Source organism: Serratia sp. A07 (assembly GCF_058725505.1).
Genome location: NZ_JBZXDO010000039.1, coordinates 20228 through 30982, shown reverse-complemented (window position 1 = coordinate 30982; position 10755 = coordinate 20228). Strand labels below are relative to the sequence as shown.

Annotated in this window: 12 protein-coding genes; 1 reads left to right on the top strand and 11 read right to left on the bottom strand. The window is 61.9% G+C overall.

The window, feature by feature from the left end; translation table 11 throughout:
- Positions 1 to 130 precede the first annotated feature (130 nt).
- From AC4PR2_RS24150 to AC4PR2_RS24105, 10 genes are all read right to left on the bottom strand, one after another.
- Positions 131 to 1456 (bottom strand): ATP-binding protein, encoded by a 1326-nt coding sequence (locus AC4PR2_RS24150; RefSeq protein ID WP_197862207.1) that lies wholly within the window; start codon positions 1454 to 1456, stop codon positions 131 to 133.
- 6 nt (positions 1457 to 1462) lie between these two features.
- Positions 1463 to 2143 (bottom strand): response regulator transcription factor, encoded by a 681-nt coding sequence (locus AC4PR2_RS24145; RefSeq protein ID WP_038881296.1) that lies wholly within the window; start codon positions 2141 to 2143, stop codon positions 1463 to 1465.
- Between the two features lie 257 nt (positions 2144 to 2400).
- On the bottom strand, positions 2401 to 3282 hold the full coding sequence (cysM, locus tag AC4PR2_RS24140; RefSeq protein ID WP_197780183.1) for a cysteine synthase CysM: 882 nt from the start codon (positions 3280 to 3282) through the stop codon (positions 2401 to 2403).
- Between the two features lie 79 nt (positions 3283 to 3361).
- On the bottom strand, positions 3362 to 4450 hold the full coding sequence (gene cysA / locus AC4PR2_RS24135; RefSeq protein WP_060419829.1) for a sulfate/thiosulfate ABC transporter ATP-binding protein CysA: 1089 nt from the start codon (positions 4448 to 4450) through the stop codon (positions 3362 to 3364).
- A complete protein-coding gene (gene cysW / locus AC4PR2_RS24130; protein WP_492175573.1) occupies positions 4440 to 5318 on the bottom strand; it encodes a sulfate/thiosulfate ABC transporter permease CysW in 879 nt (292 codons plus the stop codon). Before cysW ends, cysA begins: the two co-directional genes overlap by 11 nt.
- A complete protein-coding gene (gene cysT / locus AC4PR2_RS24125) occupies positions 5318 to 6157 on the bottom strand; it encodes a sulfate/thiosulfate ABC transporter permease CysT (RefSeq protein WP_346420561.1) in 840 nt (279 codons plus the stop codon). Before cysT ends, cysW begins: the two co-directional genes overlap by 1 nt.
- Positions 6158 to 7180, bottom strand: coding sequence for a sulfate ABC transporter substrate-binding protein (locus AC4PR2_RS24120; RefSeq protein ID WP_047730138.1), 1023 nt, complete (start codon positions 7178 to 7180; stop codon positions 6158 to 6160).
- A gap of 201 nt (positions 7181 to 7381) precedes the next feature.
- Entirely contained in the window at positions 7382 to 8281 is a 900-nt protein-coding gene (locus tag AC4PR2_RS24115; RefSeq protein ID WP_060419825.1) for a Dyp-type peroxidase, read from the bottom strand.
- 182 nt (positions 8282 to 8463) lie between these two features.
- Positions 8464 to 9051 (bottom strand): RpoE-regulated lipoprotein, encoded by a 588-nt coding sequence (locus tag AC4PR2_RS24110; protein ID WP_038881279.1) that lies wholly within the window; start codon positions 9049 to 9051, stop codon positions 8464 to 8466.
- A 156-nt stretch (positions 9052 to 9207) separates the two neighbouring features.
- The gene (locus AC4PR2_RS24105; RefSeq protein WP_213874100.1) at positions 9208 to 9672 is read right to left on the bottom strand and encodes a DUF2919 domain-containing protein; all 465 of its coding nucleotides are present in this window, start codon (positions 9670 to 9672) and stop codon (positions 9208 to 9210) included.
- A 175-nt stretch (positions 9673 to 9847) separates the two neighbouring features.
- Between AC4PR2_RS24105 and AC4PR2_RS24100 the strand changes: the two genes are divergently transcribed.
- Positions 9848 to 10246: a YgiW/YdeI family stress tolerance OB fold protein gene (locus tag AC4PR2_RS24100; RefSeq protein WP_492175570.1), complete on the top strand. Its 399-nt coding sequence runs from the start codon at positions 9848 to 9850 to the stop codon at positions 10244 to 10246.
- 42 nt (positions 10247 to 10288) lie between these two features.
- Here the strand turns inward: AC4PR2_RS24100 and AC4PR2_RS24095 are convergent, their stop codons facing one another.
- Positions 10289 to 10714 carry a GNAT family acetyltransferase gene (locus tag AC4PR2_RS24095; RefSeq protein WP_004936504.1) on the bottom strand — a complete coding sequence of 142 codons (426 nt, stop codon included), beginning with the start codon at positions 10712 to 10714 and terminating at the stop codon, positions 10289 to 10291.
- Between the last annotated feature and the right edge of the window lie 41 nt (positions 10715 to 10755).

Genomic DNA, 10755 nt, shown 5'->3' with positions numbered 1-10755 from the left:
ATTACCCGCGGGCAGTAAAAAAGAAGCCGCAACGTTATACGTTGCGGCTTCCTCAAAAGCTTAACTGACAAGCATTACGCCCTCGGCGCCGTTATTTTTATCTCCTTCGTAGTATCCCGATTTCGCTACGTTATGACGGCCAGCGCGGGATACGCAGGGTAATGACCAGCCCCTCTTTATCGCCGTTGCGCGCCTCAACCTGGCCGCCGTGCGCCAGCACCACCTTGCGGGTGATCGCCAGCCCCAGGCCGTAACCCTTGCCCGACAGCGCCGACTTCACGCGCACGAACGGATCGAAAATGCTCGACAGCTTCGCCTCCTCGACTCCCGGCCCCTGATCGCTGACCGCGATCTGGAACTGGTTATCAACGCGCGTCAGCGCCACCGTCACCCGCTGGCCGTGGCTGGAAAAGCGCAGCGCATTGCGCACGATGTTGTCCACCGCTCGCCGCATCAGCTCCGCATTGCCCTTGACGGTGTACTCCACGTCCGACTCGGCCTGCAGCACGATATCCACGCCGGGCACCTGCGCCTCGTAGCGTGCATCGCTCACCACCGCATCCACCAGGCCGTACAGATCGAAATACTCCTCGTCCGGCAGGCTGCTGTGTTCGGCGCGCGACAGCGCCAGCAGCTCGCCGATCATCTTATCCAGCCGCCCCGACTCGTGTTCGATGCGCTTGAGCGAAGTTTCGACGTTGCCGGCATTCTGCCGCGCCAGGCCGATCGCCAGCTGCAGGCGCGCCAGCGGCGAACGCAGCTCGTGCGAAACGTCATGAAGTAACTGCTCGCGGGCGCTGACCAGCAGCTCCAGCCGCTCAGCCATGGTGTCGAAATCGCGCGCCACGTCGGACAGCTCGTCATGACGGCGGCGCATTTTCGGGAACAGCCGCACCGACAGATCGCCCTGCGCCACCCGATCCAGGCCACCGCGCAGCTGACGCATCGGCCGGGTCAGGTTCCAGGCCAGCACGGCGCTGAACAGCAAACCGCCCAGCCCGCCGACCCACAGCATCGGCGCAGGAATGTTGAAGAAATGGGAACGCCGCTCCGGCCGATACTCTTCCCGCAGCCCGCGCACGTTATAGCTCAGCCAGTATCCCTGCCCTTCCCCGGTCTGCACCCAGGCAGAGATTTCCTTCGGCATCCGCCGCCCTTCAAATACCGGTTCTTCCGGCGCGGGCGGCGGCGGTTGGATCATCGGCGTCACCGACAGCAAACGCCTGTCGTCCTCGGGCCAATCGCGCATCAGGGCTTCCAGCGCCGGCATGCCGCCGCTGCGCAACTGGGTAGCCGCCGAGGTCAGCTGCAGGCCGATGACCCGCCGCGCCATGGCGTTCTCCGGCGGCACATAGCGGTCGCCATACAAAGAAAACGCCACCCACAGGGCCTGCGTCATGATGAGGAAGGTCAGCCAAAAGCCGAGCAAAATTTTCCAGAACAGTCTTCCGCGCATGTCAGGTTACCGAATGCGATAGCCGATGCTGCGCACCGTCTCGATGCTCAGCGTATTACCGGCCAGCGCGCTCAGCTTCTGGCGGATATTGCTGATATGCACGTCCACGCTGCGATCATAGGCCTCGCGCGGGCGCCCCAGCCCCTTCTCGGACAATTCATCCTTCGACACCACGCGATCCGGCGCGCGCAGCAACAGCTCCAGCAGATTGAATTCCGAAGCGGTCAGATCAAACGCCTTACCGCGCCATTCGCTGCTGCGGGTTGAAGGGTTCAGCGTCAGCTCGCCGAAGCTGATGGCGGCTTCGTCGTCCGCCTCCTGCGGCCGCTCTTCGAAACGGCGCAGCACCGCGCGCAGACGCGCCACCAATTCGCGCGGGTAGCAAGGTTTGGGCATGTAATCGTCGGCGCCCATCTCCAGGCCAATCACCCGATCGATGTTGTCGCCTTTGGCGGTCAGCATGATGATCGGCAGCCGGCTCTTTTTACGCACGTCGCGCAGCACGTCGATGCCGCTCATGTCCGGCAGCATGATATCGAGGATCATCGCGGTATAGTCGCCCGACAGCGCGCCCTCTACCCCCGCCTTGCCGGTCAGCACCAGCGTGGCGTCGAAGCCTTCGCCCGTCAGGTATTCGCTCAGCATGGTGCCAAGCTCCAGGTCATCGTCGACCAGTAAAATTTTCATGCCTTGCTCCTTCACCGATTTTCGTTATTTTCCCGCCAATTCCGCCGGCCCGCAGCCGGTTTTACTCAATCCTTACACATCGCGGTTCGCGTCTCGCCACCGTTATTGTGGCTGCTGTCGCGCGATTTCTCTACTTCTGTCAGGGTATTGGCGTGCAGACAGGCTCCGGCCACCGCCCAGGCGGGCCGGCTATGCGGTCGGTCAAAAGGAAAGTGAGAAGGGTTTTCCCGGCGGAACGCGCCGCCGGGAGGGCACATTCAGTCGAACACGCCGGTGGAGAGGTAACGGTCACCGCGATCGCAGACGATCGCCACCACGACGCTGCCGGGGTGGGCCGCCGCGACGCGCAGGGCGCCGACTACCGCGCCGCCGGAGCTGACGCCGCAGAAGATGCCTTCACGCTGCGCCAGCTGGCGCATGGTCTGCTCGGCATCGCGCTGCTCGATATCCAGCACCTGATCCACCAGCTCCGGGCGGAAAATGCCCGGCAGGTAAGCGGGCGCCCAACGGCGAATGCCGGGGATGCTGCTGCCTTCTGCCGGCTGCAGGCCGATGATCTGCACCTGCGGATTCTGGCTCTTCAGGTAACCGCCCACGCCGGTAATGGTACCGGTGGTGCCCATGCTGGAAACGAAGTGCGTGATGCGTCCTTCGGTCTGGCGCCAAATCTCCGGGCCGGTGGTGGTGAAATGGGCGTAGGGATTGTCGAGATTGTTGAACTGATCCAGCACCTTGCCCTGCCCCTGACGCTGCATCTCCAGCGCCAGATCGCGCGCCCCTTCCATCCCCTGCTCACGGCTGACCAGGATCAGCTCGGCGCCGTACGCGCGCATCGCCGCCTGCCGCTCCAGGCTCATGTTCTCCGGCATCAACAGCTTCAGCGTATAGCCTTTGAGCGCGGCGATCATCGCCAGCGCAATGCCGGTATTGCCGCTGGTGGCCTCGATCAGCACGTCGCCGGGCTTGATCTCGCCGCGCAGCTCCGCCTGCTGGATCATCGCCAACGCAGCGCGATCCTTCACCGATCCCGCCGGGTTATTGCCTTCCAGTTTGACCCATACCTCGCTGCCCGCCTGGGCGGCCAGCCGTTGCAGTTGTACCAGCGGGGTGTTCCCGATGCATTGTTCGAGCGTTGTCACGATCTTTGCCTGTGTTGATGTGCGTAAAGTAAAAAGGCAACCCGGGGGTTGCCTTGAAGAAAAGGGCAGCTAAAACCTATCAGGCGCTTTTGGCTAACGCAACAGGTTGCAGCAGTTGATCGCCGGCATACAGCCGCGCATTGAGGCTGCCGACGTAATAACGGCCGCCGCGCACCGGGGTTGGATTGCCTTCCGGCAACACCACGCCGATCGGCTCCTGATGCCAGCCGATCGGCTGCACCGTCAACTGCCAGAAGTGGCCACGCGGGCTGGCTTCCAGCACCTGCACCGGCAGCGGGCAACGCTCGCTGCTTTCGGTCGCCACTTCCATTTCCCACGGACGCAGGAACAGATCGACGCTGCCCTGGTGCATCGGCTGGAACGACAGCGGCCACTGGTGCGCGCCGACGAACAGCTGGGAGCCGCGAATTTCGCCGTTCAGGCGGTTCACTTCCCCCATGAACTCCAGCACGAAGCGGCTGGCCGGTTCGCGCATAATCTCTTCCGGCGAGCCGACCTGTTCGATATTGCCCTGGCTCATCACCACGATGCGGTCGGCCACTTCCATCGCCTCTTCCTGATCGTGGGTGACGAACACGCTGGTGAACTTCAGCTCTTCGTGCAGCTGACGCAGCCAGCGGCGCAGCTCTTTGCGCACCTGCGCATCCAGCGCGCCGAACGGTTCGTCCAGCAGCAGAATTTGCGGTTCCACCGCCAGCGCGCGCGCCAACGCCACGCGCTGTTTCTGGCCGCCGGACAGCTGAGACGGATAGCGGTTGGCCAGGTGGCCCAGCTGCACCATTTCCAGCAGCTGGGTGACTTTCTGTTTGATCGCCGCGGCGTTTGGCCGCTCGCGGCGCGGCAGCACGGTCAGGCCGAAGGCGATGTTGTCGAACACCGTCATGTGGCGGAACAGCGCATAGTGCTGAAACACGAAGCCTACGCGCCTGTCGCGCGCATGCATGTGGCTGACGTCGGTGCCGTGGAAGCCCAGCTTGCCGCCGCTCTGGCTTTCCAGCCCGGCGATGATCCGCAGCAGCGTGGTCTTGCCGGAACCGGACGGCCCGAGCAGCGCCACCATCTCGCCGGAAGCAATATCGAGCGAGATATCGTTCAATACCTTGGTGCGACCGAAGTACTTGTTGATGCCGTTAATCTCAATGCTCATGATTTTCCTCCCGCTCGAGACGCGCGTTTTGACGTTCCAGACGCCACTGCAGCGCGCTCTTCAAAAATAGGGTAACGATCGCCATCAGGGTCAACAGCGCGGCGGCGGTAAAGGAGCCGACGGTGTTGTAATCCTGCTGCAACAGCTCGACCTGCAGCGGCAGGCTGTAGGTTTCGCCGCGAATCGAACCGGACACCACCGACACTGCGCCGAACTCGCCGATGGCGCGCGCGTTGGTCAGCACCACGCCGTACAGCAGCGCCCAGCGAATGTTGGGCAGCGTCACGCGGCGGAACATCTGCCAGCCGGACGCCCCCAGCAGAATGGCAGCCTCGTCTTCCTGACTGCCCTGGCTGAGCATCATCGGCACCAGCTCGCGCACCACGAAGGGACAGGTGACGAAAATGGTCACCAGCACCATGCCCGGCCAGGAGAACATGATCTGGATGTTATGCGCATCCAGCCAGCCGCCCAGCAGGCCGTTGCTGCCGTAAAACAGCAGGTAAATCAGCCCCGCCACCACCGGTGAAACGGCGAACGGGATATCGATCAGCGTCAGCAGCAGCTGGCGGCCGGGGAAGGTGAAGCGCGTCACCAGCCACGCCAGCAACGTGCCGAACACCAGGTTGAACGGCACGGTGATCAGCGCGATCAAGACCGTCAGCCAAATGGCGTGCAGCATGTCCGGATCGAGCAAGTTGCTCCACATCGCGCCGAACCCTTTGGAAAAGGCCTCGGCGAAAATCGACATCATCGGCACCACCAGCAGCAGCAGCACCGAGAACAGCGTGCCGATGGCGATCAGCGTCCACTTGCCCCAGTTGACGCGCGGGCGCTCGGCGCCGTTGAAGGCGGAAACATCGGCCATCAGTGCCCTCCTCCCAAACGTCTGCCGAAGCGGCTTTGCAATACGTTAATGCTGAACAGCAGCAGCAGCGACGCCGCCAGGATCACCGAGGCGATGGCGCTGGCCGCCGGGTAATCGAACTCCTGCAAACGCACGAAAATCATCAGCGAGGTCACTTCCGTCTTCCAGGCGATGTTGCCGGCGATGAAAATCACCGCGCCGAACTCGCCCAGGCTGCGGGTAAAGGAGATGGCGGTGCCGGCCAGCAATGCCGGTGCCACCTCGGGCAACACCACGCGGCGGAAACTCTGCCAGCGCGTGGCGCCCAGCGTCTCGGCCGCCTCTTCGTATTCCGGCCCCAGCTCTTCCAGAACCGGCTGCACGGTGCGCACCACAAACGGCAGGCTGGTGAACGCCATCGCTACCGCGATCCCAAGCCAGGTAAAGGTGACCTTGATGTCGAAGTGCGCCAGCCACTGACCGTACCAGCCAGTGGTGGAAAACAGCCCCGCCAGCGTCAGGCCGGCCACTGCGGTCGGCAGTGCGAACGGCAGATCGATCAGGCCGTCCAGCAGCGAACGGCCGGGAAAACGGTAGCGCGTCAGGATCCAGGCCATCAGCATGCCGAACATCGCATTAAACAGGCTGGCGACGCCGGCCGCCAGCAGCGTCACTTTATACGCCGCCACCACCTGCGGGTTGGAAATCACTTCCCAGTATTGCGCCAGGCTCATCTGTGCCAGCTGCATCACCAGCGCGGTGAGCGGCAACAGCAGGATCAAACAGGTATAAAACAGGCTGCTGCCGAGGCTGAGGCCAAATCCGGGCAGCACCCGCTTACTGGACGACAACGCCAACATTTACTTGCGCCCTGCCGCTAACAGCTGATCCAGCTCGCCGCCGGTGGCGAAGTGGGTTTTCATCACCTGCGGCCAGCCGCCGAACTGGTCTTCCACGCGGAACAGTTGGGTGTCCGGGAATTGCCCCTTCGCCGCCGCCATCGCTTTCTGGTCATACACGCGGTAGTAGAAGCTGGTGATCACCTGCTGCGCCGCCGGGCTGTAGAGATAGTTCAGATAGGCTTTGGCCGCCTGTTCGGTACCGTTGCGCTCGACGTTTTTGTCGACCCAGGCCACCGGGAACTCCGCCAGAATATCGACCGGCGGCACGATCACTTCGTACTTGTCCTCACCGTACTGCTTGCGGATGTTGTTCACTTCGGACTCGAAGCTGATCAGCACGTCGCCCAAGCCGCGCTCGACGAAGGTGGTGGTCGCGCCGCGGCCGCCGGTATCAAACACCAGCACGTTTTTCAGGAAGCGGGTCATGAAGGCGCGGGTCTTGGCCGGATCGTTGCCGTCGGCCTGATTGGCGGCGCCCCAGGCGGCCAGATAGGTGTAACGGCCGTTACCGGAGGTTTTCGGGTTCGGGAACACCAGCTTCACGTCGTCGCGCACCAGATCGTTCCAGGTGTGGATGCCCTTCGGGTTGTCCTTGCGCACCAGAAACGCCATGGTGGAATAGAACGGCGAGCTGTTGTTCGGCAGGCGCGCCTGCCAGTCCGCCGGGATCAGCTGCCCGCGATCGTGCAGGATCTGCACGTCGGTCACCTGGTTGTACGTCACCACGTCGGCGCGCAGGCCCTGCAGGATCGCCAGCGCCTGCTTGGAGGAACCGGCGTGCGATTGTTTGATGGTCAGCTTGTCGTTCGGATGCTGTTGATTCCACTGCTGTTCAAAGCCGGGATTCAGCGCGACGAACAATTCACGGGAAACGTCATAAGAGCTGTTCAGCAATTCCGCCGCCGACGCGGCGCCGCTCGCCAACAGCGCAGCCGCCAGCCAACCTTTCAGCACGAGATTTTTAACCCGGTTTTGTTTCATTCTGCACCTTATCACTGAGTCATTCCTTCAGGCTTTCGCCTTATTGACGACCAGTGTATTTATAACTCGGTGCGGAGCTGTAACGCTTTTATATACCGTTTAGTGATTTACAAGCATCAAACGCTATAAGGCAGGGAATGCGAGGCGTTTTCGGGGCGGGAAAACGGGCCGAAGCCGGGCGCGCCGGCTTCGGCAACGGCGTCAAAGTGACAGCAGGCGCGTCAGCGATGGCGCAAAGTAGTAGCTGCCGGTAACCGCACGGCTGAAACGCAGCATCGCGTCGCGTTTGCCGTCCAGATCGCCGAACATGCTCAGCAGCTGCTGCTCGATATTGTGCAGGCGTGCGCAATAGGCGATGAAGAACAGGCCATGCTTGCCGCTGGCGGTGCCATAAGGCAGGCTCTGGCGCAGAATTTTCAGGCCCTTGCCGTTCTCTTTCAGATCGACGCGGCTGACGTGCGAGGTATCCGGGCGCTGATCGGCCGGCAGCTCTTCGCTGTCTTGCTTGGTGCGACCGATGATCTGCTCCTGCTGTTCGGTGGTAAAGCGCTGCCACTGGCGCAGGTTGTGCTCGTAACGTTGCACCAGCACGTAGCTGCCACCTGCGTCCTCTTCGCCTTCGGCGATCGTCGCCACTGCCGGGCGCTGCTCGCCCTGCGGGTTTTCGGTACCGTCGATGAAACCGCTCAGATCGCGCTCTTCCACCCAGCGGAAACCGTGGGTTTCTTCTTCAATCTTGATGGCGTTGCCGAACGCCGCCAGTGCCGCCTGCGCCAGCGTGAAGTTGACGTCGTGACGCAGCGACTGAATGTGGATCAGCATATCGCGCTGGGTGGCCGGTGCCAGCCCTTTGCCGAGCGGCGTGAACGGCTTCAGCTCTTTCGCGCCCTGGCCGTTGGAAAGATCGTGCCAAACGTCATAGCCGAAGGCGATCACCGCGCCGAGGCGCGCATCGGGAAACTGCTGCTGCAGCTCGCTCAGCGTCTGACAAAACTGTTTGCAGCCCTGGCGCAAGTCGGCGAATTCGCCCTGTACGGTGGCTTCCATAAAAATGGCGAAACGGCAGTGCTCCAGCAGAATGCCGCTCTGAACCTGTGTCATGTTGTTATCCTCAATACCAGAATCCGGCAACAGGTAAGGTATGGCGGTTGACGCGCGGGTTCCCTGTTACAAACGCGCGCTATCATACCGCAAGCACGGGCGATTGCCTTGCAGCAGCGCAAAGAAAATAGGGGTAATGGCTTGAAAAGGCAGGCGCCGCGAACCGGCGCCCGTTGAACATATTACTGCTGCGGCTTGGCGTGCCAGATGATTTTGCTGACCGTCCAGCTTTTCAGGGTGTCGTCCGGCGGGATGATGTCCTGCGCCCCGGCCCACTTGCCGCTGAAGATATAGGTAACGTACTTACTCTGTTCCGCCACGCACTCCACTTTGCCGGCGTCTTCGCCGCTGCCCGGTTTACAGGAGCCAAACGCCTTGCTGTACATATCGCCGAACGGCGTGCCGAGCTTGTTGCCCCACTCCGTCGCCACTTTCTGATCCATTACGTCTACCCGCTGCACGTGCCCTTTCGGCTCGCCGGTGATCACCAGCTTCACTTCGTCGCCGGACAGCGCCTGGTAATAAGAGACGATCTGGCCGTTGCTGGTCGCCATGCCGCCGCGCAGGCGGTAGTTGCCGTCCAGCCCGTCGTTGATGGCGCTTTCCGACATCGGCGTGCCGGCGTTGAGCTTGCCGACGCCCTTGGCGCCGACCTCCAGACTGCTGCCGAACCAGTTGAACGGCGACAGGCTGGACCAGGAGAAATTGGACATGCTCGAACAGCCGGTCAGTAACAGCGGAAGCCCTAACAACAGGGGGCGAATATTCATCTCTAGCTCCTTAAACATCAATGGCACGGGGCGGTAACCCGCCCCTGCCGCACTCGGCGTTTTGCTGCGTGCCAGCCTCTCACAACGGCCCGCACTACGCCAACGGTTGCCAGCTTGGAGTGCGGAAAATGCGAAAAGTGCCGCACTTCTCGGCAATTAGTCGGCGTGCTCCGCCGGCGCAAAACAGGCTTTCAGGCGCGCATTCAACAGCAGATAGCTCAGCGCCAGCGCATCGAGCAGCGCCAACGCCAGCTCCAGCCCCGGCGCATCGCCGTCCTGGCGCCACAGGCTGAACAGCGAGCCGCCGAGCGACGCCAGCACGGAGATAATCAGCCCCCAACGCCAGCCGCGCCACAGCCGCGGCCATTGGTGACGGCGGCCGCTCAGCAAAAACGCCAGCGCCGCCGGCAGGCCGAGCAGCATGCCGTACCAAAAGCGTTGGGTATCCGGATAAAACAGCGCCAGCAAGCTTTCACCCTGCTCACGCGAAGCGCCGGCCATCACGAACAGCAGCCAGGTGCGCGCCTGCAAAATCAGCACGGCCCAAAATCCCAGCGGCAGCCGCAGCGTGCCGTGCTGGTCGTAATCGTCCGGGGAAAACCGGGGTGAGAATGGCTTCAACGATCGTTCCTTGCCAACAGAATAAAGACTATGGCTACAGATGGGCGCCGGCGGCGTGAATTTCAATGCGTCGGCTTAAGAAGCTCTTAAGATCGGCGTGTTTTAATCCTTATCACTGAGCAAGCAACCCGATATCAGCGGGATGTGATTTTCGATAACGATAAGGAAGCGCAACATGAAAAAACTGACTCTGGCCGCTCTGATCGCGCTGTGCAGCGCACCGGTACTGGCGCAACAAGGCGGGTTCCTCGATCCGGCCGCGCCGCAGGCCCAAACGCAAACCACCGCACAAGGCGGTTTCTCCGGCCCCAGCGCGGCGCTGGCCACCGTGGACAAGGTGAAATCGATGAGCGACGACACCTGGGTGATGCTGCAGGGCAACATCGAGCAGCGCATCGGCGACGAAACCTATACCTTCCGCGACGCCACCGGCACCCTGACGGTCGATATCGACCGCAAACGCTGGAACGGCCAAACCGTTACGCCGAAAGACAAGGTGCAGTTGGAAGGCAAAGTGGATAAAGACTGGAGCAGCGTCGAAGTGGACGTGAAAACCGTCAAAAAGCTGCCGTAATGCACTGCGGCGGGCGGTGCAACGCCGCCGCCCGCCGCTCGATCAATATTCCTGATCTTCGATCAGCCGCTTGCCCAGGCTGGTGATGCCCTGAATCTCGTAGCCGAGCTTCTCGTACATCTCGACCACCGTGTCGTTGTCTTCGCGCACCATAATCTGGATCTTCGGGCAGCCGCGGGCGATCAACTTCTTCTCCAGACGATTGATCAACGCATTGGCGATTCCGCGCCCGCGATAGTCGGGATGCACCCCGAGGTAATACGCCGAGCCGCGGTGGCCGTCATAACCGCCCATCACCGAACCGACCACTTCGCCGCCGACTTCCGCCACCAGGAACAGCTCCGGATCGTGGTTCAGCTTGCGCTCGATGTCCATTTCCGGATCGTTCCAGGGCCGCAGCAGATCGCAGCGCTCCCACAGGGTAATGACCTCTTCAAAGTCGTCTTGTCGAAATACGCGAATTTCCATCGATGTTGGCCGCTGTTAATTAAGGTGTTTATCTGATTATC

Excerpts from the sequence above, each read along its gene's own strand:
- AC4PR2_RS24150 (WP_197862207.1), bottom strand. The coding sequence starts at position 1,456 with ATGCGCGGAAGACTGTTCTGGAAAATTTTGCTCGGCTTTTGGCTGACC.
- AC4PR2_RS24145 (WP_038881296.1), bottom strand. The coding sequence starts at position 2,143 with ATGAAAATTTTACTGGTCGACGATGACCTGGAGCTTGGCACCATGCTG.
- cysA (WP_060419829.1), bottom strand. The coding sequence starts at position 4,450 with ATGAGCATTGAGATTAACGGCATCAACAAGTACTTCGGTCGCACCAAG.
- cysW (WP_492175573.1), bottom strand. The coding sequence starts at position 5,318 with ATGGCCGATGTTTCCGCCTTCAACGGCGCCGAGCGCCCGCGCGTCAAC.
- cysT (WP_346420561.1), bottom strand. The coding sequence starts at position 6,157 with ATGTTGGCGTTGTCGTCCAGTAAGCGGGTGCTGCCCGGATTTGGCCTC.
- AC4PR2_RS24120 (WP_047730138.1), bottom strand. The coding sequence starts at position 7,180 with ATGAAACAAAACCGGGTTAAAAATCTCGTGCTGAAAGGTTGGCTGGCG.
- AC4PR2_RS24115 (WP_060419825.1), bottom strand. The coding sequence starts at position 8,281 with ATGACACAGGTTCAGAGCGGCATTCTGCTGGAGCACTGCCGTTTCGCC.
- AC4PR2_RS24110 (WP_038881279.1), bottom strand. The coding sequence starts at position 9,051 with ATGAATATTCGCCCCCTGTTGTTAGGGCTTCCGCTGTTACTGACCGGC.
- AC4PR2_RS24100 (WP_492175570.1), top strand. The coding sequence starts at position 9,848 with ATGAAAAAACTGACTCTGGCCGCTCTGATCGCGCTGTGCAGCGCACCG.
- AC4PR2_RS24095 (WP_004936504.1), bottom strand. The coding sequence starts at position 10,714 with ATGGAAATTCGCGTATTTCGACAAGACGACTTTGAAGAGGTCATTACC.